The organism is Pseudomonas sivasensis, from assembly GCF_013778505.1.
GTDB classification, from domain to species: Bacteria; Pseudomonadota; Gammaproteobacteria; order Pseudomonadales; family Pseudomonadaceae; genus Aquipseudomonas; species Aquipseudomonas sivasensis.
In genome coordinates, this window is sequence record NZ_JAAOWU010000011.1 from 78,728 (window position 1) to 101,438 (window position 22,711).

Sequence of the window (22,711 nt, forward strand, 5' to 3'; positions counted from 1 at the left end):
ATCTGAACCATGAACTATCAAAACCCCAACACCCTCCAGGCCGTCATCCTCGATTGGGCCGGCACCGTCGTCGACTTCGGCTCCTTCGCGCCGACTCAGATTTTTGTCGAGGCCTTCGCCGAGTTCGACGTGCAAGTCTCCATCGAAGAAGCCCGTGGCCCGATGGGCATGGGCAAGTGGGACCATATCCGCACCCTTTGCGACCAACCGCAAGTCGCCGAGCGTTATCGCAAGGCGTTCGGCCGCACGCCCACCGACGACGACGTGACCGCCATCTACCAGCGCTTCATGCCGTTGCAGATCGAGAAGATCGCCGAACACTCGGCGCTGATCCCCGGCGCACTCGACACCATCGCTCAACTGCGTGAGCAAGGCATCAAGATTGGCTCCTGCTCCGGCTACCCCAAGCAGGTGATGGACAAGGTTGTCGCCTTGGCCGCCACCAATGGTTACGTCGCCGACCATGTGGTCGCCACCGACGAAGTGCCCAACGGCCGCCCATGGCCGGCCCAGGCCCTGGCCAACGTAATTGCCCTCGGAATTGATGATGTGGCGGCGTGCCTCAAGGTCGACGACACCGTGCCCGGCATACTCGAAGGTCGTCGCGCCGGAATGTGGACCGTGGCCCTGACCTGCTCCGGCAATGCCCTGGGGCTTACCTATGAACAGTTTCAAGCCCTCGATGCCGCCACCCTGGCCAGCGAACGCACGCGCATCGAGGCGATGTTCGAAGGCTCACGCCCGCATTACCTGATCGATACCATCACTGACCTGCCGGCGGTGATCGCCGATGTTAACCAGCGTCTGGCGCGCGGTGAAATGCCGCAAAGCCACTGACAAGCGTCAATACAAAGGCATTCGCGCCGGGCAAATCGTTCAAAACAGGCATAAAGTAAAAAGACTCCGTCGCCAAAGAGCGGAGGTTTACCCTGATGAATAAGGAACCGAGCGATGCCGTGGAAAAATTCCGATACGCGCTACAGCACCATGTCGATTGCGCTGCACTGGTTGATGGTGGTGCTGCTGGCGGTGGTCTACGCCTGCATAGAGTTACGCGGCCAGTTCCCCAAAGGCAGCGGCGCCCGCACCTTGATCGTCGAGATGCACTTCATGTTCGGCCTCACCGTGTTTGTATTGGTATGGCTGCGTCTGTTCGCGCGCAGCCTGGGGGTGGCGCCGAAGATCGTACCCGCCCCGCAGCAATGGCAAAGCCTGCTCGCCACCCTGATGCACGCCGCGCTGTACGCCTTGATGATCGGTATGCCGATTGCTGGTTGGCTGATCGTCAGTGCCGAGGGGCATTCGGTGATGTTCTATGGCATGGAGTTGCCGCCGTTAATTGGCGAGAACAAGCCACTGGCCAAAGAGATTGAAAGCTGGCACGTGTTGTTCGGCCAGATCGGGTATTGGCTGATCGGCCTGCATGCCCTGGCGGGGATCTTTCATCATTATGTGATGCGCGATAACACAGCGTTGCGGATGATGCCGGGTAAGCGCGCTAGGCTGTAAGCCCTCGGCGGCCTTGCAGGCCGCCGGTGTGCACAAAGATCAGGCGAGTACCGGGCGCGATGTGCCCGGCCTCGATCTGCTGCTTCAACGCCAGCAGGGCTTTGCCGGTGTACAGCGGTTCCAGCGGCACGCCGCAGGCCTGCTCCGTGGTTTCAATAAAGTCGAGCAACAGCGGGTCGACCTTGGCGAAGCCACCCCGGCTGGCATCCAGCAATGTATAGCCGCCTTGCACCAAGGCACTCACGTTTTGCGCCACACCATGATCGTCCGGCACGGCCATTGCGCCGAACACCGGATGGGCGCCCGCCTCTGCCAGGACTAAACCTGCCAGCGTGGTGCCGGTGCCTGCTGCCAGCCACCAGCCGTCGTAATCGGCCCAACCCAGGTTTCTCAGTTGTTCACGGGCCTGTTCGACCAACACCCCACACCCCACTGCGCCGGCCAATCCGCCGCCGCCTTCAGGCACGGAATACAGATGCGGATAAAGCGCGCGCCAAGGTTCCCAGAAACCCGGCTCATGGCGCGCACGATAGCCGCCATAACCGAGCCAATGCAGCTGCATGCCGAATGCTTTCAAATCCTGGACGGTAGCCGTGTCTTGCGCATGACCGCGCAACAGGCCGACAGTGGGAAAGCCAAAACGCTTGCCCGCCGCCGCCAGTGCGTGCAGATGGTTGGAATAGGCGCCGCCGAGGCTGATAACGCCGCTGGCGCCTGCCCGTTGCGCCTGGGCCAAGTGCTCGGTGAGCTTGAACCACTTGTTGCCACTGATCAGCGGGTCGATGCGGTCCAGGCGCAGCACGGCCAACTCGACGCCGTTGAGCCAATCCAGTGCTAACGGTTCAAGCGGAGCATGGGGAAGCCAATCGAAAGGACCCATCGGGCGGCATCTGAATAAAAAAAGGGGCGGTAGTCTAACACCGCCCCTTTCGTCGTCTTACAGCTGCGCGGCGAGGCGTGAGCCTTGGTTGATGGCGCGCTTGGCATCCAACTCAGCCGCCACATCGGCGCCGCCGATCAGGTGTACGTTCTGGCCCGCTGCGACAAGGCCGTCGTGCAATTCACGCAACGGATCCTGGCCGGCACAGATGACGATATTGTCCACCGCCAACAGCTGCGGCTCGCCCTCGGCGCCGATGCGGATATGCAGGCCGTCATCGTCGATTTTCAGGTACTCAACGCTGTTGAGCATCTGCACCTGCTTGTTCTTCAAGCCGGTACGGTGAATCCAGCCGGTGGTTTTGCCCAGACCGTCGCCGACCTTTGAAGCCTTGCGCTGCAACAGAAACACTTCACGGGCCGGTGGATGGGGTTGAGGCTTGATGCCGGCCACACCGCCACGGGCTTGCAACTGGGTGTCGATGCCCCATTCTTTCCAGAATGCTTCACGGTCCAAGCTGGTAGACACGCCCTGGTGCACGAGGAATTCCGACACGTCGAAACCAATACCGCCAGCGCCAATCACCGCGACGCGCTTGCCCACCGGCTTGCGTTCAAGGATTACGTCCAGGTAGCTCAGCACCTTGGCATTTTCCACGCCCGCAATCGCCGGCGTGCGGGGCGCGATGCCGGTGGCCAGGATGATCTCGTCGTAGCCGCCAGCCGCCAGCTGCGCGACATCCACTCGGGTGTTGAGGCACAGCTCGACGTGGGTGGTTTGCAACTTGCGCTTGAAGTAGCGCAGGGTTTCAAAGAACTCTTCCTTGCCGGGCACACGCTTGGCGATGTTGAACTGGCCGCCGATCTCGCTGGCCGAGTCGAACAGCGTCACGTGGTGACCGCGTTCAGCGGCTACGGTGGCAGCGGCCAGACCCGCGGGGCCGGCGCCGACCACAGCGATTTTTTTGATCTGCTTGACCGGCAGGTAATTCAGTTCGGTCTCGTAGCATGCACGGGGATTGACCAAACAGGTGGTCAGCTTGCCGCCAAAGGTGTGGTCCAGGCAGGCCTGGTTGCAGCCGATGCAGGTGTTGATTTCATCGGCACGCCCGGCGGCGGCCTTGTTGACGAACTCCGGGTCGGCGAGGAACGGTCGCGCCATCGAAACCATGTCCGCATCGCCTTCAGCGAGAATCTGCTCGGCAATTTCCGGTGTATTGATGCGGTTGGTGGTGATCAGCGGGATCTGCACCGCTCCGCGCAACTTGGCAGTGACTTTGCTGAACGCGCCGCGTGGCACCTTGGTGGCGATGGTCGGAATACGCGCTTCGTGCCAGCCGATGCCGGTGTTGATGATGGTCGCACCGGCCTGCTCGATGGCCTTGGCCAACTGCACGATTTCTTCCCAAGTGCTGCCGCCTTCCACGAGGTCGAGCATCGACAGGCGGAAGATGATGATGAAGTTCGGCCCCACCGCTTCGCGCACCCGGCGCACGATTTCCACGGCAAGGCGCATGCGATTTTCGTAGCTGCCGCCCCAACGGTCGGTGCGGTGGTTGGTGTGGGCGGCAAGGAACTGGTTAATGAAATAACCTTCGGAGCCCATGATTTCCACGCCGTCGTACTCGGCGACCTGGGCCAGCAGCGAACAGGTGACGAAATCCTGGATCTGCTTTTCGATGCCCTCTTCGTCCAATTCCTTGGGCTTGAACGGGTTGATCGGCGCCTGGATGGCGCTTGGCGCGACCTGCTTGGGGCTGTAGGCATAACGGCCGGCGTGGAGGATCTGCATGCAGATCTTGCCGCCCGCTTCATGCACGGCCTCGGTCACGATCTTGTGCTTTTGCGCTTCCTCGTCGGTAGTCAGCTTGGCCGCACCGGCGTACACCCCGCCTTCATCGTTGGGGCCAATGCCACCGGTGACCATCAGGCCGACGCCGCCACGGGCGCGCTCGGCAAAATAAGCCGCCATGCGTTCGAAGCCACCGGGTTTTTCTTCAAGGCCGGTGTGCATCGAACCCATCAGAGTACGGTTGCGCAAGGTCGTAAAACCCAGGTCCAACGGGGCCAGCAGGTGCGGGTAGGCAGCAGCGGTCATGGTACAGCTCCACAACGGATCATCACGGGACGTGGAAGGCTCGAATGGCCTGCCATCGGTTTATGTCCCACAGACTAAGAGGCGACCCCCTACCGCTCAATGACCGAAACTCACAACTTATTGATCCAAACGCACAGCGCCCCTTGGCAAGCCGCCGCATGGGCCCTACCCTAGTCAGCGAACCCTGCACTTGGTCTGTTGTCTGTTCCCCCATGCGTAAACTTCTAGCTTTTACCGTCACCCTGGCCCTGGTTGCCGCCGTCGCCGCGTATCTGGTCTGGACCCAGGAGCGCCCCGTGGCGCATTACCTGTCGGACCTGCGCAGCACCCTCGCCGTCAACGAAGGCCAACCCGCCGATCGAGGTAACCTGCTGGGCATCCAGCCGGAGTTATTCCCCGCCGACTACCAGAGCCTGGAACGCCTGCACCTGAAGCTTGCGGCCTACCTGCAAAACGCACGGGACCAGGGCTTGATCAACGAAAAGACCATTGTGGTACTGCCTGAACACATCGGCACTTGGCTGATGCTCACCGGCGAAAAAAACGAGGTGTACCAAGCGCTGCATGTGAAGGACGCGATGCACTGGCTGTCGCTGAGCAATCCCTTGCAATTCCTGCGTGCCTGGATCAGCGCCACGGGCGATGACCGCACCAACGACGCCTACCTGCGCATGAAAGCCCCGGCCATGGCGCGTGACTATCAAGTGCTGTTCGGCGGCCTGGCCAAGGAATTCGGGGTCACGGTGGTCGCTGGCTCCATTGCCCTGCCCAACCCAAGTGTGAGCCAAGGGCAACTCCAGGTCGGCCATGGCGCACTGTTTAACGCCAGCGTGGTATTTGCGGCAGACGGCTTGCCCGTCGGCAATCTGCAACGCCAGCTTTACCCGATATACGATGAGCGCGGTTTTATCGAGCCTGGAGACGAAAATATCGTCAGCGTGGTCGACACCCCGGCCGGCCGCCTTGGTGTGCTGGTGGGCAGTGACAGCTGGTACCCGGACAACTACCGCAAGCTCAACGAACAAGGCGCGCAGCTGATTGCAGTGCCGGCCTTTGTGCTTGGCCGCGAGACCTGGGATCGACCATGGCGCGGTTTTAAAAGCGTCTCCACTCCACAGGAAATCAGCCTCAAGCCCGAAGAGCTCAGTGAGGGCGAAGCGTGGCGCCGCTTGACCTTGATCAGCCAACAACCGATCAGCCAGGCCAGCGCCGGCATGAGCGTATTTCTGCGCGGGCAGTTCTGGGATTTGGGCACTGCCGGGCAGAGTTTCCTGAGTCACAACGGGCAGATCAACGCCGACAGCGACGCCCGTGGCGCGCGCCTGCTGAATATCTGGCTGTAACGCGGTGAAGCCGGTGCGCCTCGGGGATTTGTCGGTGGGCTTCGTGCACACCCTGGCCGACGCGATCCACAGCCACGGCCTGGACCCGCAACCGCTCTTGCTGCAATACAGCCTGGACCCGGCGCGCCTCGCCGAAGCTGGCGCGCGCTTGTCGATCCCGCGCTATATGCGCCTGGGCCATGCGGCCATTCAACTGACCGGCGACCCAGGCCTGGGCTTGCGCATGGGGCAACTCAGCCGCTTGAGCCAAGCGGGACTGGCTGGTGTCACCGCCGCACAGGCGCCTAACGTACGCGAAGCCGCTCGCACCCTGACGCGCTTTGAGCCGCTGTATGGTGCCAACTATCGCGGGCAATCGAGTTTTCATGAGGATGCCGAAGGCGCCTGGCTGCGTTTCTATTCCATCAGCCCCTACAACGCCTACAACCGTTTTGTGGTGGACTCGATCATTTCCAGCTGGTTGCATCAGCTCGCCAACTTGGCACAACAACCGTTGCTGGCGCAACGAATCGACATCGAGTTCGATGCCCCCGAGTACAGCGAGCAGTACAGCCTATTGAGCGCCAACCAGGTCCACTTCGGTGCCGAGGCCAACCAGTTGCGCCTGAGCCAATCCACCCTGGCAATGCGTAACCCGCAGCATTGCCCAAGTACCTGGCAGCTCTTGCTGCAATTGTGTGAAAGGGAGTTGGAGCAGTTGACCCGCACCCGCAGCTTGCGCGAGCGCATTACCCGGTTGCTCGGGCCGATGCTCAATGGCGGCCGGGAACCCGACCTGGAAGAAGTGGCGGCACGCTTGAAGCTGCCGACCTGGACATTGCGCCGTAAACTGGCCGAAGAAGGCACTCAATTCCGCGCGATTCTCAACGATACCCGCCGCGACCTGGCCATGACCTACATTCGCGATACGGAACTGGCGTTCGGCGAGATCGCCTACTTGCTCGGCTTTGCCTCAGCCCAAGCCTTTCAACGGGCATTCAAGCGATGGAACAACCAGACCCCAGGGGAATTTCGCCGCAGTCAGCGGCATTCCGCCTGAAGTCGGTCTTACAGCTCGGTGGCGTCGTCGGCCGGATCCAGCGGATCGAATTCAAAGGCCTGGTACTCCAGCAGTTCTTCCTGGTAATCGTCCATCATGGACTCCTTCTTGACGTTAAAAGTGGCTGCAGATAAATGACCTGCATCACCAGCCTAAAGTGCCGTCATGACGAAAAAATGTCTGCGCCATGACGTTCCTGCACTTCAAGATTAAACGTAGCAGCGTTATGCGGATTTAGCGCCAGGGCTCTGAAGCGCGATTGCAATCAGCTACGCACTGAAATGGACGGCAATGCATTCCATTGTGGGAGGGGGCTTGCACCCTCGCACATGAGATCTGCATCAGGTTTCAGCTTTGCGTCGGCCACGGGTTTGAGCACCCGCCTCCACCGCCATCCCGGCGGTACGCTCCAACGCCTCGGCAAACGCCCGGCGCTGCTCCGGTTCGATCTGCGACAGGAACAACTCGTCCACCGTACTTTCGTAGATCTTCCACATTTTTTTACGCAACGCCCGGCCGGTATCGGTGATCGACGCAAATGCCGCGCGGCCATCGCCGTCGGAGCGTGAACGCAGCACCAGGCCCTCTTTTTCCAGGCGGTCTACCAGGCGCGTGAGGTTATAGCGCTCAATGGCCAATACATCGGCCAACTCGTGCATGCGGCGGGTGCCTTCGAGGCCGCTTTCTAGACCCCACAGTGCGTCGTACCAGGCGTAAGGGGGCAAGTCGGCGGCCGCCAGGCGGCGCTCGATTTCACGGATGACCGTCCTGTGGGCCCTGACAAAACGGAACCATACATCGGGCTCTTTCGACGACATGCAACACCATCCGGTGGATTTCAAGAAGGTTGCAATAGTAGCTCATCCCGCGCTAGATTCGGCCATGTAGTTGCAATTGCAACAACATTGACGACGTTCCCACAAGGAGCCCGCCACTTGAAATCCGCCGACCCTGGAGCCTCACATGACCCCGAATAACGCAGTCAGACGCGACGTCGATCCACAGGAAACCCGCGAGTGGCTGGAGTCCATCGAATCGGTGCTGTCCACCGAAGGCCGCCCGCGCGCCCATTACCTGATCGATCAGTTGCTGGATTTCGACGTGGCGCGGCATGGCGACTTCTATGGGCGGGTGACCACGCCTTACGTCAACACGATCCCGGTGGATCGCCAGTTGCCCTACCCCGGCAACCTGGCCATCGAACGCCGCACCAATGCGTTTATCCGCTGGAACGCCATGGCCATGGTATTGCGTGCAGGCAAACACTCCGGTGTGGGTGGGCATATCGCCACTTATGCGTCAGCCGCTGTGCTTTACGACGTCGGCTTCGACCACTTCTTCCGTGGCCGCACCGACCGCTTCGACGGCGACCTGGTGTACATCCAGGGGCATTCCTCGCCTGGCATTTACGGCCGCGCCTACCTCGAAGGCCGCATCAGCGAAGCACAACTGGATAACTTCCGCCGTGAAGCCGGTGGTGAGGGCATTTCGTCCTACCCCCACCCACGACTAATGCCGGACTTCTGGCAATTTCCTACGGTGTCCATGGGACTGGGGCCGATCACGGCGGCCTATCAGGCGCGTTTTATGCGCTATCTGGAGTTTCGTGACCTCAAGCAACACCAGGGCCGTAAGGTCTGGGCATTCCTGGGTGATGGCGAAATGGACCAGCCGGAATCCCTGGCCGCCATTTCCCTGGCCGGACGCGAGGAACTCGACAACCTGATCTTCGTGGTCAACTGCAACCTGCAACGCCTGGACGGCCCGGTACGCGGCAACGCCAAGGTGATCCAGGAATTCGAAAGCCTGTACCGCGCCGCCGGCTGGAATGTGATCAAAGTGATCTGGGGCGGTGGTTGGGATGCACTGCTGGAAAAAGACACAAGCGGCCTGCTGCGCCAACGCATGATGGAATGCGTGGACGGTGACTATCAGAACTACAAATCCCAGAACGGCGCCTACGTGCGCGAACACTTCTTCGGCAAATACCCGGAGTTGCTGGCACTGGTTGCGGACCTGTCCGACGACGACATCTGGAAACTCTCACGGGGAGGCCATGACCCGGACAAGGTCTACAACGCCTATGCCGCCGCCGTGCGTCACAGTGGCCAACCGACGGTGATCCTGGCAAAAACCGTCAAGGGCTTTGGTATGGGCGAAGCCGGCGAAGGCCAGAACATTAACCACCAACTGAAAAAGATGGGTGCCGACGCCGTCAAGGCCTTCCGCGACCGCTTCGGCCTGGAGGTGCCCGATGAGCAACTTGCTGAAATTCCTTACCTCAAGCCCATAGCCGATAGCGAAGAAGCCCGTTACTTCGCCGCACGTCGCCAGGCCATGGGCGGCTATGTGCCCGCGCGCCACACTGCGGTCGAATCGCTGCAGATCCCCGAACTGAGCGCCTTCGCCACTCAGCTCAAGGACACTGGCGAGCGCGCGATTTCCACCACCATGGCCTTCGTGCGCATCCTCGGTACACTGCTGAAAGACCCGCACCTGGGCAAGCTGATCGTGCCCATCGTGCCGGACGAATCACGCACCTTCGGCATGGAGAGCCTGTTCCGTCAGATCGGCATCCACTCCGCCGTCGGCCAACTCTACACCCCACAGGACTCCGGACAACTGAGCTACTACAAGGAGAGCAAGGACGGACAGATCATGCAGGAAGGCCTGAATGAGTCAGGCGCCATTTCCTCATGGATCGCGGCGAGTACGTCCTACAGCAACCACGGCCTGATGACCGTGCCGTTCTATATCTTCTATTCGATGTTCGGTTTCCAGCGCGTCGGCGACCTAGCTTGGGCGGCGGGCGATGCGCGCGCGCGTGGTTTCTTGCTGGGCGCCACGGCCGGGCGTACCACGCTGATGGGCGAAGGCTTGCAGCATGACGATGGTCATAGCCATATCCTCTCGTCGGTGATTCCGTGCTGCATCTCTTATGACCCGACCTTTGCCTACGAACTGGGGGTGATTATTCGCGAGGGCATGCGGCGCATGTACGTTGAGCAAGAGGACATTTACTACTACATCACCCTGCTCAACGAAAACTACCCGCACCCGGCGATGCCCGAAGGCGTGGAAGGCGGCATTCTCAAAGGTATGTACAGGCTCAGCGCCAACCCTGAGGCGCAAGTGCAACTGATGGGCAGTGGTTCGATCCTGCGAGAAGTGATCGCCGCCGCTGAACTGCTGGCCACCGACTTCGGTGTGCACGGCAACGTGTGGAGCGTGACCAGCCTCACCGAGTTGCGCCGTGACGGGCATGCGGTCGAACGCTGGAACCTGCTGCACCCGGAAAGCGAGCCTCGCGCGAGTTATGCAGAGCAATGCCTGGCCGGGCACACGGGGCCAGTGGTGGTGGCGACGGACTACGTGAAACTGTTCGCCGATCAGCTTCGTCCGTTCGTGCCGGGCCGTCGCTTTGTCGCGCTGGGCACTGATGGCTTCGGGCAATCAGACACCCGGGAAGCCTTGCGTGAGTTCTTTGAGGTGGATCGCCACTTCATCGCCCTGGCCGCCCTGAAGGCGCTGGCGGATGACGGCATGATCGGTCGCGACAAGGTCAGTGAAGCGATCAAACGCTACGGGATCAACGTCGACAAGGTGAATCCCGTAGCGGTCTGAACTACTGCGCAGGCGTTGGCAGGGGCGGAATCGCTTCTGTCGGCGCCGGCATGTCCGGCGTGGTCGTGGCGGGTGCGGGCTCGGCCTGCGGGGCAATCGGTGCGGCTTCAGGCGCAGGCACAACCGGCTCCGCAGCAGCTGGTACGGCAGGCTCTTCCTTCGGCGCCTCGACTTTCTCCGCAGCGGGTGCGGCCTTCGGCTCCGGCACACCGAGGTCCGCCTTTGGCTGCTCGGGGATATGCTCAGCCTTCTTCACTTCCTGGGGCAGGAAGACGTCCACCAACGCAAAGTAGCGATCGTAGAACTTCGGCGCGGACACCGTTTCACTCGCCACCTTCACCATCGAGTCATCGGTGGAGCCAATCGGCATCGACACCGACCCCAGCACGCCTACACCGAGGCTCGCGGAGTTGTTGACCTTCTTCAGCGCATAGCGATCCTGAAGGGCGTTGGCAAACATCGTCGAGTGCTTTTTACCTTTGCCGTCATCGGCACACACCACGTTGAAGCTGATCTGCAGGTGAGTTTCGCCGGTCTGCTGGAAACTCTTGTTACCCACGACCAGTTTCGGGTCGCTGCTGGTGATGATGTAGCCCTGGCTCAGCAAGGCACGCCGCGCGGCCTCGCACGCTGCTACATCGCTAACGGGGTAATCCCGGGAAAACGTACCGGAGTCGTCGAAGTTCTCATGTTCATAAATAGCGGTCTTGGGTGACGAGCAGCCCGCGGCGCCCGCCAGCACCAGCGCCAGCCCGAGGCTACGCAAGTGGAATGATGTCGACATTGAAGATCCTGAGGAAAACGGTCTGGGCGGTATTGTGCAACAGAACGAGGCCTTGGCGCGCGCATTCCTGTCGGTAAAACGTCACAGGGTTACGCACCGGGGCCTGCAGGGAAAAGCCCGGCGCACATATGGTCAATAAACACGCGTACCTTGGTCGAGGTATGGCGACCGGGCCACAACATCCAGAAACTGCCCCGGTGTTCCAAGTAATCATCCAACACCCGTTGCAAGCGCCCCTCGCCCACGGCCTGGTTGACCATGTAGTCCGGCAGGCAGGCAATGCCCAAACCCTCGAGCACCACGTGGTTCAGAGACTCAATGGTGGTACTGACCAACGGCGTACGTAACAGCGGTTCCGCAGTACCCGGGGCAAGACGCAACGGCCAGGGCTCGAGCTTGCCCGTGGCGCAGAACTTGTGGCGCAGGCAGGCGTGGCCATTCAGGTCCTGTGGTTGCTGCGGGGTGCCGTGTTGGGCGAAGTATCCCGGTGTGGCGACGAGCACCAACTGGTAGTGACCCAGGTGGCGCGCTATCAACCGCGAATCTTCCGGCTTGCCCGTGCGAATCACCGCATCGAAACCTTCCTCGATCACGTCCACCATACGGTCAGAGAAATCCACATCCAACTCGATATCCGGATAGACGCGCATAAAGTCACTGAGTACTGGCATCAACAAGCCACGCACCTGCGGCACACTGATACGCAGCTTGCCCCGTGGGGTTGCACCGGCGTCTGTCAGTTCCTGCTCGGCTGCTTCCACCTCAGCGAGAATCCGCCGCGACCGTTCAAGGAACAGCGAGCCTTCACTGGTCAAGGTGATACTGCGCGTGCTGCGGTGAAACAGCCGCACGCCCAGGCGCTCTTCCATCCGCGCAATGCTTTTGCCTACAGCCGACGACGACACCCCCAGCACACGGCCGGCGGCGGTGAAGCTGAGCGTCTGCGCCACCTGCACGAACACCGAAAGGCTGCCCAAGCTGTCCATGATCCCGCCTTCAGCGATTGCGGACACTTGCGTCCGATAAGTTCGGAACCTTAGCCTGTTTTTCCGTCAACCACAGCCCCCTACTCTGCCCGCTTGCCCTTTTACCTGGATAAAACGTCATGAGCAGCAGCCCTTCACTCGCCGCATCAGCCCAGCGGGATTCATTACCGCTGGGCGGTCTACTGGCCCTGGCCAGCGCTGGCTTTATCACCATCCTCACCGAAGCCATGCCCGCCGGATTACTACCCCAGATAGGCGAAGGCCTAGGCGTGTCGCCCGCCCTGGTCGGTCAACTGGTCACGGTCTATGCCCTTGGCTCGTTGCTGGCAGCCATCCCCCTGACGCTGCTGACCCGCGGCTTGCGCAGACGACCGTTACTGCTGATGGCCATCGGCGGCTTTGCCTTGGTCAACAGCGTAACCGCGCTGTCCAGCCACTACGGGCTGACCCTCGTGGCGCGATTTTTTGCCGGGGTCTTCGCCGGGCTGCTTTGGGCGTTGCTAGCGGGTTATGCGAGCCGAATGGTGTCGCCACACTTGCAAGGTCGCGCCATTGCCGTGGCCATGCTGGGTGCACCGCTGGCGCTGTCACTGGGTGTGCCTGCGGGCACCTTCCTCGGCACCGCCGTTGGCTGGCGCCTGAGTTTTGCAATCATGACCGGGCTGACCTTGGTGTTACTGGCTTGGGCACGCTGGCAACTGCCGGATTTTGCTGGCGAACGGGCGGATAAACGCTTGGGGCTGCGCCAGGTGCTGAACCTGCCAGGAATTCGTCCGGTGCTGTGGGTAACGTTTACCTACGTGCTGGCCCACAACATTCTCTACACCTACATCGCCCCGTTGCTGGTGCCCGCCGGGATCGATGCGGATGTTGACCGAGTGCTGCTGGTGTTTGGCCTCTCGGCGGTGCTTAGCATCTGGTTGGCAGGTGTGTTGATTGACCGGTGGCTGCGCGCCTTACTATTAATCAGTTGTGCGCTGTTTGGCCTGATCGCCCTGGCGCTGGCGTTCTGGATCAATGTGCCGGCAGTCATCTATACCGCCGTGGCGTTATGGGGCCTGGCGTTCGGCGGCCTGCCGGCGCTGTTGCAAACCGCACTGGCCCAATCGGCGGGCGAGTCGGCGGATGCCGCACAATCAATGCTGGTGACCGTGTGGAACTTGGGGATAGCCGGTGGCGGGCTGGCGGGTGGCGTGTTGCTTCAGGGCTGGGGCGTCGCGGGCTTTCCATGGGCCGTTATGCTACTGATGCTACTGGCCTGGGCCGGCGCATCACAGACGGCGCCCCAACAGTTGGCCCGGCCAGCCCGCCAAGTCGAATGTTGAAATGCGCTCGTAGCCACAGGACACATAAAAACGCACCAGATCCCCTGTCCCGCCGCCGTAGCAGTCCACACGCAAACGCGTGACGCCTACTGCCCGGGCCTGATCATCGGCAAAGGCCATCATGCGCCGCCCAAGGCCGCGAACACGCGGGTCACGCGCGGCAATCAACAGGCGCACATACACCTCGGGCTCAGTCGCCAACGGTACATAAGGCATAGGATCGCCCAAAACCAGCGCTCCACGGATACGCCCTGCGGGATCCTCTACCACCCACGCCCCGGGCAACGCGCAGGCTTCAGCCACTTGCGCGACCCGCCGGGGCAACGCCGACCAGGGCTCGGTGCCCCACTGATGGGTATTGCCTATGCCAACGAACCATGCAATCACCTCGTCGAACACCTGGAGCACGGCAGAAACATCCGCCACACGGGCGCGGCGGATCAGCAAGCCGTCCATTCCTTGAATCAACATGCATGGAACTCCTGGGTCGACGATACCGAGCACCCAGTCTAGCGCACATAAAAAAGCCCCCGGTCTTTTCAGGCCGGGGGCTTCTTGTTCAAACCAACATCAGTACTTCTTGATATCAGCCTTGGTTTCCAACTGCTTGCGGTACGCTGCGAAGTCCTGCTGGCCGACACGGGAAGCGAGGAAGCGGCGGTATTGGGCCTTTTCTTCTTCCGATGGGGCTGCAGCTTCATTCACGCCGTTCAAGCGCACGATCGCCAGGCTACCGTCAGCCAGGGTCACGGTGGTGAAGGTCGGCTTGTCCTTGACCGCAGGCTTAGGCATGCGGAACAGGGCTTGCAATACGGCTGGGTCGATCGCTTCCTGGCTACGGGTAGCCGCTTCAGTGACTTTCCACGCCTGACCATCGACCGGCTGGTTCAGCGGTGTCTTGCCATCACGCAGGCTGGCGATCAGCTCGTCAGCGTGAGTCTTGGCAGCCGCGCTGGCGCGCTCCTTGGCCATCTGCGTGCGGATTGCCGCAGCAACGCTTTCCAGCGGCAGTTGCGCAGGTTTGCGGTGCTCTTTGGCACGCAGCACGATGATGGTTTCCGGGTCCAGCTCAATGGCGGTGCTGTTGGCACCTTCATCCAGCACTTCCGGGCTGAACGCAGCGGTGACCACGGCACGGTTGGCCGCGACACCGTCACCACCTTCACGGCCAAACGGTGCGGAGGTGTGCACGGTCAGCTTCAGGTCAGAGGCAGGCTGAGCCAAATCAGAAGCTTCGAATGCCGCATCTTCCAATTGCTTGGTCGCTTCGACAAAACGCTGCTCTACCTGCTGGGCCTTGAGCTCACGGGTCAGTTTGTCTTTCAGGCTGGCGAACGTCGGCACTTGCGGTGCTTCAACGCCCAACAACTTGATCAAGTGCCAACCGAAGGTGCTGCGCACCGGCGTCGAGACCTGGTCCTGTTTCAACGCATACAGGGCCGTTTCGAAGTCCGGATCGTAGACGCCAGGGCCAGCGAAGCCGAGGTCACCGCCGTTGTTGGCAGAGCCAGGATCCTGGGAAAACTCCTTGGCCAGGGCTTCGAACTTCTCACCTTTGGCCAGGCGTGCCTGGATTTCTTCGATCTTAGCCTTGGCTTGCGCGTCGGAAACCTTGTCGTTGACTTCAATCAGGATGTGCGCCGCGCGACGCTGTTCAGCGAGGTTGGCGGTTTCTTTCTGATAGGCCGCCTGCAGCTCATCGTCCTTGACGTTGACCTGGTCGAAGAAAGAAGACTTCTTCAATTCCAGGTAGTCGATGACCACCTGGTCCGGGGTCATGAACTCTTTGGCGTGCTGGTCGTAGTAAGCCTTGACCTCTTCGTCGGTGAGCTTCACCGCCGCAGGGTTGGCCTTGATGTTGACGGTGGCGAAATCGCGAGTCTGTTTTTCCAGACGGGCGAATGCGAGCACTTCGGCATCGGTGACAAAACCGCTACCGGCAATGCCTGCGCGAACCTGACCGATCAGCATTTCCTGGGTCATCATCTGACGGAACTGCAGACGGCTATAGCCCAACTGACGGATCACCTGGTCAAAGCGTTCGGCGTTGAACTTGCCGTCAACCTGGAATTCCGGCGTTTGCAGGATCACCTGATCCAATGCAGCTTCAGAGAACCCGAACTTGGAATCGGCAGCACCCTGCAGCAGCAGCTTGCGGTCGATCAGGCCTTTGAGAGCCGCCTCGCGCAGCAGTTTTTCGTCGAGGAGCGAAGCGTCGAAATCCTTGCCCAACTGTTGCATCAGCTGTCGACGTTGCATGTCGACGGCCTGGCTCAGCTCGGTCTGGGTGATTTCTTCACCGTTGACCTTGGCCACGTCCTGCTTGTTAGTACCCGAAGCCTGGAAAATGGCTTCGATACCGGTGAACGCCATCAATGCGACGATGATCCCGATAATGGTCTTGGCAATCCAGCCTTGTGAATTGTCCCTGATATTTTGCAGCATGCGTCCCCCAGAAACGGTTGAACTTCAAAAATTGGCAACCGTGGAGCGTGGGTAGAATCCGGATAGAAGAAAGGCGCATCCGAGGATGCGCCTTCTCGTAACTGGCGGAGCGGACGGGGGGTTGAACTTGCACCCCCGGCGTGGCGACCCAATGGATACGTGGGTCAGCTACCGCTCCGCTGCCAGGCCAGACCTGCGTCCGACCCGGGTAGCAAAGGCTTGAACGAAGCTTAGTTAACGGCTTCTTTCAGGGCTTTACCGGCTTTGAAACCTGGTTTTTTGGCAGCAGCGATTTGCAGTGCTTTGCCAGTCTGTGGGTTGCGGCCAGTGCGAGCTGGGCGGTCAGTCACAGAGAACGTACCGAAGCCTACCAGTACCACGGAGTCGCCGGCCTTCAGAGCGCCAGTGACGGATTCGATTACTGCATCCAGCGCACGGCCAGCAGCAGCTTTCGGGATATCAGCGGATGCAGCAATAGCATCAATCAGTTCCGACTTGTTCACTCTAAGTCCCCTTATATATCTATTGAGTATGATTCTAAGTTTTTTGGTAAACAGCAAAAACCAGTGCTGAATGGCCTACAGACACTTAAGAGCCGCTTTATAACAAGGGCTCTAAAAAGCTGTCAAGGAAGCCTCCAGGCTTATTCACATTAATGCGTGCTAATTCTTTCCTTGGAATCAGACTCTCGTTTTTCATCCTTGGCAACTATCTCCGGAGCCACATCCGGCAAGGGCTCTGGCGCGTATTGCAGCGCAATTTGCAGGACCTCGTCAATCCATTTAACCGGTTTAATCTGAAGATCCTGCTTGATGTTGTCAGGAATTTCCTTCAAGTCGCGAACATTCTCTTCAGGGATGATCACTGTTTTGATACCACCCCGGTGTGCTGCAAGCAATTTCTCTTTCAGACCACCGATGGCCAATACCTGACCACGCAGGGTGATTTCCCCAGTCATGGCAACGTCGGCACGCACCGGAATGCCGGTCAATGCAGACACCAAGGCCGTGCACATGCCTACGCCAGCGCTAGGGCCATCTTTAGGCGTAGCACCTTCCGGCATATGGATGTGAGTGTCATGCTTCTCGTGGAAGTCCAGGGGGATCCCCAGGCTTCTGGCGCGACTGCGCACCACGGTCTGCGCGGCAGTGATGGATTCAACCATCACGTCACCCAGGGAACCGGTCTTGATCAGCTGGCCTTTGCCTGGAATCACAGCAGCCTCGATGGTCAGCAATTCCCCGCCCACCTGGGTCCACGCCAAGCCAGTCACCTGACCGACTTGATCCTGCTGCTCGGCCAGGCCGTAGCGGAATTTCTTCACACCCAGGAAGTGCTCCAAGGAGTCGGCCACCACCTTCACGGAGAAGCGTTTTTCCAGCGCATGCTCTTTGACTGCCTTGCGGCAAATCTTCGCGATCTGGCGCTCAAGGCCCCGCACACCGGCCTCGCGGGTGTAGTAACGCACGATGTCGCGGATCGCTTCGATGTCAAATTCAATCTCGCCCTTCTTCAGGCCATTCGCCGAAATTTGCTTGGGCGCGAGGTACTTGACCGCAATGTTGATCTTCTCGTCCTCGGTGTAACCCGGTAGACGAATCACCTCCATCCGATCCAGCAAGGCCGGCGGGATGTTCATGGAGTTGGAAGTGCAGAGGAACATTACGTCAGACAAGTCGTAGTCGACTTCCAGGTAATGGTCGTTGAAATTATGGTTTTGCTCAGGGTCGAGCACTTCCAGCAACGCCGATGCCGGGTCGCCACGCATGTCGCTGCCCATTTTGTCGATTTCATCAAGCAGGAACAGCGGGTTGCGCACACCCACCTTTGTCATCTTTTGAATCAATCTTCCTGGCATCGAACCGATGTAAGTTCGGCGATGACCACGAATTTCCGCTTCATCACGCACACCGCCGAGCGCCATGCGCACGAATTTGCGATTAGTCGCACTGGCAATCGATTCGGCGAGAGAGGTTTTACCAACACCTGGAGGTCCGACCAGGCACAACACCGGACCACGAATTTTCTTCACGCGCTTTTGCACGGCGAGGTATTCGAGAATCCGCTCTTTGACTTCTTCGAGGCCATAGTGATCGGCGTCGAGAATTTCCTCGGCACGTGTCAGGTCCAAACGCACTTTGGTCTGGGCCTTCCACGGCACTTGCACCAGCCAGTCGATATACGAGCGCACTACGGTCGCTTCAGCGGACATCGGCGACATCTGCTTGAGCTTGTTCAGCTCGGCATTAGCTTTGGTAAGAGCGTCTTTCGGCAGGCCTGCGGCATCAATGCGCTTTTTCAGCTCTTCGATTTCGTTGTGGCCCTCCTCGCTGTCGCCAAGTTCTTTCTGAATGGCCTTCATCTGCTCATTCAGGTAGTACTCGCGCTGGCTACGCTCCATTTGTTTCTTCACGCGACCACGAATGCGCTTCTCAACCTGCAACAGGTCGATTTCGGCATCCAGCAACGCTAGGACATGTTCAACACGGGCCGACAGGTCGATGATTTCGAGGATGTCTTGCTTCTGCTCGATCTTCAGCGCCATGTGTGCGGCCATGGTGTCGACCAGACGGCTTGGCTCATCAATGCTATTGAGGGAAGACAGGACCTCAGCCGGGACTTTTTTGCCCAACTGCACATACTGCTCGAACTGCGAGAGCAGGCTGCGTACAAAAACTTCGGATTCGCGCTCAGGGGCTTCGACTTCGTCGATCAGCGCCACTTCGGCGCGCAGATGACCATCCACCTCCATGAAACGCTCTACAGCACCTCGTTGCTCGCCTTCTACCAGCACCTTGACGGTGCCATCAGGCAGTTTGAGCAGTTGCAGGACAGTAGCAATTGTACCGACGCGATACAGGGCGTCTTCGCCTGGATCATCATCGGCAGGATTTCTCTGGGCCAACAGCAGGATCTGCTTGTCGCCCGTCATCGCTGCCTCAAGGGCTTCGATAGACTTCTCGCGCCCCACGAACAGCGGGATAACCATGTGCGGATAAACGACGACATCACGCAACGGCAGGAGAGGCAATTCAATGGTTGTCTTCATGATTTCGCCTCTATGACAGTTGAAAAATAAGCTTGAAACCAAGATGGGGGCTGCATGCAAAAAAAACAAGCTTATTGCCAGCAGTTAAACGCAGTAAACGCTTCAAGATAAAAGTCGCACAAAAAACAAAGGGGCCCTAGGGGCCCCTTGTTTGTACCGAAACTGCGAAACGCTTACGCGTCTGGCGCAGCTTTGGCAGTCGGCTCACTGTTCTCGTAGATATACAGCGGCTTGGACTTACCTTCTATAACGCTTTCGTCGATCACCACTTTACTCACCTCAGACTGCGAGGGGATTTCGTACATGGTGTCGAGCAATACACCTTCAAGGATAGAACGCAGACCACGTGCACCGGTCTTGCGCTCCAGCGCCCGCTTGGCTACCGACTTGAGGGCATCAGTACGGAACTCAAGGTCCACACCTTCCATCTCAAACAGCTTGGCGTACTGCTTGGTCAGGGCATTTTTCGGCTCGGTGAGGATCTGAATCAGAGCAGCCTCATCCAACTCGTCCAATGTGGCCAGGACCGGCAAACGGCCAACGAATTCCGGGATCAGACCGAACTTGACCAGATCGTCAGGCTCAACCTCACGCAGGGACTCGCCCACCTTCTTGCCTTCTTCCTTGCTGCGCACTTCTGCACTGAAACCGATACCGCCCCGGGTGGAACGTTGCTGAATAACTTTTTCCAGCCCAGAGAACGCACCGCCACAGATGAACAGGATGTTACGCGTATCAACCTGAAGGAATTCCTGCTGCGGGTGCTTGCGGCCGCCTTGTGGCGGTACGGAAGCAACCGTGCCTTCAATCAGCTTCAACAGAGCCTGCTGCACGCCCTCACCAGAAACGTCCCGGGTGATCGACGGGTTGTCAGACTTGCGCGAGATCTTGTCGATTTCGTCGATATAGACAATACCCATCTGGGCCTTCTCTACGTCGTAATCGCACTTCTGCAGCAGTTTCTGAATGATGTTCTCGACGTCCTCACCCACGTAGCCAGCCTCAGTGAGGGTGGTAGCGTCGGCGATGGTGAACGGAACATTCAGCAGACGAGCGAGGGTTTCTGCAAGCAGGGTTTTACCCGAGCCTGTAGGACCGATCAGCAAGATGTTGCTCTTGCCGAGTTCGACTTCGTCGCCTTTCTTGTCACGCTGGTTCAGACGCTTGTAGTGGTTGTACACCGCTACGGCCAGAACCTTCTTTGCACGCTCTTGACCAATCACATATTGATCAAGGATGCCGCTGATTTCTTTAGGCGAAGGCAGTTTATGCGCGCTGCTCTCGGCCTGTGCTTCCTGCACCTCCTCGCGGATGATGTCATTGCACAGGTCGACGCACTCGTCGCAGATAAACACCGAGGGGCCGGCAATCAACTTGCGTACTTCATGCTGGCTTTTGCCACAGAAGGAGCAATAGAGCAGCTTACCGTTGTCCTCGCCGTTGCGGGTGTCAGTCATTCGTTCGATCCAAATCCGATAGGCTTGCAACACAAGATGAAGGCTTATGCGGGCTTTTTCAAGCCCGCCGATGATCGGACACGCCGACCAGCCCTATTTTGAGCGGCTTATATTAAGCGGGGCGCTTTTCGATCACTGCATCGATCAACCCGTATTCACGTGCGGCTTCGGCGCTCATGAAGTTGTCGCGGTTGGTGTCGCGCTCGATTTCTTCCAGCGTGTGCCCGCTGTGCTTGGCCATCAGCGTGTTAAGACGTTCGCGGATGAAGAGGATTTCCTTAGCGTGGATTTCGATGTCCGACGCTTGGCCCTGGAAACCGCCCAGTGGCTGGTGAATCATCACGCGCGAGTTCGGCAGGCAGTAACGCTTGCCCTCGGCACCCGCCGTCAGCAGGAACGCGCCCATGCTGCAGGCCTGGCCAATGCAGGTCGTCGAGACGTTAGGCTTGATGAACTGCATGGTGTCGTAGATCGACATACCTGCCGTCACCGAACCGCCCGGCGAGTTAATGTAGAGATGGATGTCCTTGTCCGGGTTTTCCGCTTCAAGGAACAGCAGCTGCGCACAGATCAGGTTGGCCATGTAGTCCTCTACCGGGCCCACCAGAAAGATCACTCGCTCCTTGAGCAGGCGCGAGTAGATGTCGTAGGCGCGCTCGCCACGAGCAGACTGCTCGACAACCATCGGGACCAAGCCGCCTGCGGCCTGGATATCAGAGTTCTGCTGAATATAGGAATTACGGAACATGCTCTGCAGTTACTCCCAAATAGTCATGTCTTGAAAACGCATAAGCCAGCGCGAGGCTGGCTTATGGTTGAATTTCCAACGAGTTGGACAATCAGTCGGCTTGTGCTGCTTCCGCCGGCTTGACTGCTTCTTCGTAAGAGACCGCTTTATCGGTCACCTTAGCCTTCTGCAGAACAGTATCCACAACTTGTTCTTCCAGCACAACCGAACGCACTTCGTTCAGTTGCTGGTCGTTCTTGTAGTACCAAGCCACAACCTGCTCAGGCTCCTGGTAGGCCGAAGCCATTTCCTGGATCATTTCGCGAACGCGATCTTCATCAGGCTTGAGGTCGAACTGCTTGACCACTTCAGCCACGACCAAACCCAGCACAACGCGACGCTTGGCTTGCTCTTCGAACAGCTCGGCAGGCAGTTGGTCAGGCTTGATATTGCCACCAAACTGCTGAACCGCTTGAACGCGCAGGCGATCCACTTCATTGGACAGCAAAGCCTTAGGCACTTCGATCGGGTTGGCAGCCAGCAGACCGTCCATGACCTGATTCTTAACCTTGGACTTGATGGCCTGGCGCAGCTCGCGCTCCATGTTCTTGCGAACTTCGGTGCGGAAGCCTTCGATGCCGGTTTCCTTGATACCAAACTGATTGAAGAACTCTTCGTTCAGCTCTGGCAGCTTAGGCTCGGAAACGCTGTTGACGGTCACGGTGAACTCGGCAGCTTTGCCAGCCAAGTCCAGATTTTGGTAGTCAGCAGGGAAAGTCAGGTTCAGAACACGCTCTTCGCCGGCTTTGGCGCCAACCAGGCCGTCTTCGAAACCAGGAATCATGCGGTTGGAGCCCAGTACCAATTGGGTACCCTTGGCAGAGCCACCAGCGAACACTTCGCCGTCAACCTTGCCAACGAAATCGATGTTCAGCTGGTCTTCGTTCTGGGCGGCACGATCGGCCACTTCGAAACGAGTGTTCTGCTTGCGCAGGATTTCCAGCATGTTGTCCAAGTCGGAATCAGCGACGTCAGCGCTCAGGCGCTCGATTTCGATACCGTCGAAACCGGCGACTTCGAACTCTGGGAACACTTCGAATACGGCAACATATTCCAGGTCCTTGCCAGCTTCCAGGGACTTAGGCTCGATCGAAGGCGAGCCAGCTGGGTTCAGCTTTTGCTCAACAACGGCTTCGTAGAAGGAAGCCTGGATCACGTCACCTACAGCTTCTTGACGCGCATCAGCACCAAAACGGCGCTTGATTTCGCTCATCGGCACTTTGCCTGGACGGAAACCAGCGATCTTGGCCTTTTGGGCAGTCTGCTGCAGACGCTTGTTGACCGCAGTCTCGATACGCTCTGCCGGCACGGTGATGCTCAGGCGGCGCTCAAGAGCAGTAGTATTTTCAACAGAAACTTGCATGAATATTCCTCGTTGCACAGACG

General features: G+C 59.1%; 18 protein-coding genes. 6 read left to right on the forward strand and 12 right to left on the reverse strand.

Features of this window, described 5'->3' with window-relative positions; translation table 11 throughout:
- The first annotated feature begins 9 nt into the window (after positions 1-9).
- Both phnX and G9Q84_RS18535 read left to right on the forward strand, forming a co-directional pair.
- Positions 10-837 carry a phosphonoacetaldehyde hydrolase gene (gene phnX / locus G9Q84_RS18530; protein WP_032889878.1) on the forward strand — a complete coding sequence of 276 codons (828 nt, stop codon included), beginning with the start codon at positions 10-12 and terminating at the stop codon, positions 835-837.
- A gap of 114 nt (positions 838-951) precedes the next feature.
- Entirely contained in the window at positions 952-1,509 is a 558-nt protein-coding gene (locus tag G9Q84_RS18535; protein ID WP_181643839.1) for a cytochrome b, read from the forward strand.
- Here G9Q84_RS18535 and G9Q84_RS18540 read toward each other — a convergent pair.
- Both G9Q84_RS18540 and G9Q84_RS18545 read right to left on the reverse strand, forming a co-directional pair.
- Positions 1,499-2,389, reverse strand: a complete 891-nt coding sequence (locus tag G9Q84_RS18540; RefSeq protein ID WP_122756711.1) for a 1-aminocyclopropane-1-carboxylate deaminase/D-cysteine desulfhydrase — start codon at positions 2,387-2,389, stop codon at positions 1,499-1,501. The two genes, G9Q84_RS18535 and G9Q84_RS18540, sit on opposite strands and share 11 nt — an antisense overlap.
- Positions 2,390-2,446: 57 nt before the next feature.
- Positions 2,447-4,486 carry an NADPH-dependent 2,4-dienoyl-CoA reductase gene (locus G9Q84_RS18545; protein WP_181640433.1) on the reverse strand — a complete coding sequence of 680 codons (2,040 nt, stop codon included), beginning with the start codon at positions 4,484-4,486 and terminating at the stop codon, positions 2,447-2,449.
- Positions 4,487-4,698: 212 nt separating this feature from the next.
- Here G9Q84_RS18545 and G9Q84_RS18550 point away from each other — a divergent pair, with 212 nt between their 5' ends.
- Together G9Q84_RS18550 and G9Q84_RS18555 are read left to right on the forward strand one after the other, a co-directional pair.
- Entirely contained in the window at positions 4,699-5,829 is a 1,131-nt protein-coding gene (locus G9Q84_RS18550; protein ID WP_032889892.1) for a carbon-nitrogen hydrolase family protein, read from the forward strand.
- Between the two features lie 4 nt (positions 5,830-5,833).
- Positions 5,834-6,868 carry an AraC family transcriptional regulator gene (locus G9Q84_RS18555; RefSeq protein ID WP_181643840.1) on the forward strand — a complete coding sequence of 345 codons (1,035 nt, stop codon included), beginning with the start codon at positions 5,834-5,836 and terminating at the stop codon, positions 6,866-6,868.
- Positions 6,869-7,209: 341 nt separating this feature from the next.
- Here G9Q84_RS18555 and G9Q84_RS18560 read toward each other — a convergent pair whose 3' ends face one another.
- Positions 7,210-7,686: a MarR family winged helix-turn-helix transcriptional regulator gene (locus tag G9Q84_RS18560; protein ID WP_181643841.1), complete on the reverse strand. Its 477-nt coding sequence runs from the start codon at positions 7,684-7,686 to the stop codon at positions 7,210-7,212.
- 145 nt (positions 7,687-7,831) lie between these two features.
- On the opposite strand from G9Q84_RS18560, the gene aceE reads away from it, so the two are divergent.
- A complete protein-coding gene (aceE, locus tag G9Q84_RS18565) occupies positions 7,832-10,492 on the forward strand; it encodes a pyruvate dehydrogenase (acetyl-transferring), homodimeric type (protein ID WP_181643842.1) in 2,661 nt (886 codons plus the stop codon).
- A gap of 1 nt (position 10,493) precedes the next feature.
- Here aceE and G9Q84_RS18570 read toward each other — a convergent pair whose 3' ends face one another.
- Together G9Q84_RS18570 and G9Q84_RS18575 are read right to left on the reverse strand one after the other, a co-directional pair.
- Positions 10,494-11,276, reverse strand: a complete 783-nt coding sequence (locus G9Q84_RS18570; RefSeq protein ID WP_181643843.1) for a DUF2242 domain-containing protein — start codon at positions 11,274-11,276, stop codon at positions 10,494-10,496.
- A gap of 89 nt (positions 11,277-11,365) precedes the next feature.
- Positions 11,366-12,262, reverse strand: coding sequence for a LysR family transcriptional regulator (locus G9Q84_RS18575; protein WP_181643844.1), 897 nt, complete (start codon positions 12,260-12,262; stop codon positions 11,366-11,368).
- 119 nt (positions 12,263-12,381) lie between these two features.
- Here G9Q84_RS18575 and G9Q84_RS18580 point away from each other — a divergent pair, with 119 nt between their 5' ends.
- Positions 12,382-13,587, forward strand: a complete 1,206-nt coding sequence (locus tag G9Q84_RS18580; protein WP_181643845.1) for an MFS transporter — start codon at positions 12,382-12,384, stop codon at positions 13,585-13,587.
- Here the strand turns inward: G9Q84_RS18580 and G9Q84_RS18585 are convergent.
- From G9Q84_RS18585 to tig, 7 genes are all read right to left on the reverse strand, one after another.
- The gene (locus G9Q84_RS18585; protein ID WP_122765519.1) at positions 13,534-14,058 is read right to left on the reverse strand and encodes a GNAT family N-acetyltransferase; all 525 of its coding nucleotides are present in this window, start codon (positions 14,056-14,058) and stop codon (positions 13,534-13,536) included. The genes G9Q84_RS18580 and G9Q84_RS18585 overlap by 54 nt on opposite strands.
- 99 nt (positions 14,059-14,157) lie before the next feature.
- Complete coding sequence (locus G9Q84_RS18590; protein WP_122680601.1) at positions 14,158-16,032, reverse strand: SurA N-terminal domain-containing protein; 1,875 nt, start codon at positions 16,030-16,032, stop codon at positions 14,158-14,160.
- Between the two features lie 230 nt (positions 16,033-16,262).
- Complete coding sequence (locus G9Q84_RS18595) at positions 16,263-16,535, reverse strand: HU family DNA-binding protein (protein WP_003174819.1); 273 nt, start codon at positions 16,533-16,535, stop codon at positions 16,263-16,265.
- A gap of 149 nt (positions 16,536-16,684) precedes the next feature.
- The gene (lon, locus tag G9Q84_RS18600) at positions 16,685-19,081 is read right to left on the reverse strand and encodes an endopeptidase La (RefSeq protein WP_032889909.1); all 2,397 of its coding nucleotides are present in this window, start codon (positions 19,079-19,081) and stop codon (positions 16,685-16,687) included.
- A gap of 173 nt (positions 19,082-19,254) precedes the next feature.
- Positions 19,255-20,538 (reverse strand): ATP-dependent Clp protease ATP-binding subunit ClpX, encoded by a 1,284-nt coding sequence (clpX, locus tag G9Q84_RS18605; protein WP_003238279.1) that lies wholly within the window; start codon positions 20,536-20,538, stop codon positions 19,255-19,257.
- 112 nt (positions 20,539-20,650) lie between these two features.
- Positions 20,651-21,286 (reverse strand): ATP-dependent Clp endopeptidase proteolytic subunit ClpP, encoded by a 636-nt coding sequence (gene clpP / locus G9Q84_RS18610; RefSeq protein WP_003174822.1) that lies wholly within the window; start codon positions 21,284-21,286, stop codon positions 20,651-20,653.
- A gap of 91 nt (positions 21,287-21,377) precedes the next feature.
- Entirely contained in the window at positions 21,378-22,688 is a 1,311-nt protein-coding gene (tig, locus tag G9Q84_RS18615; protein WP_032889911.1) for a trigger factor, read from the reverse strand.
- Positions 22,689-22,711 lie beyond the last annotated feature (23 nt).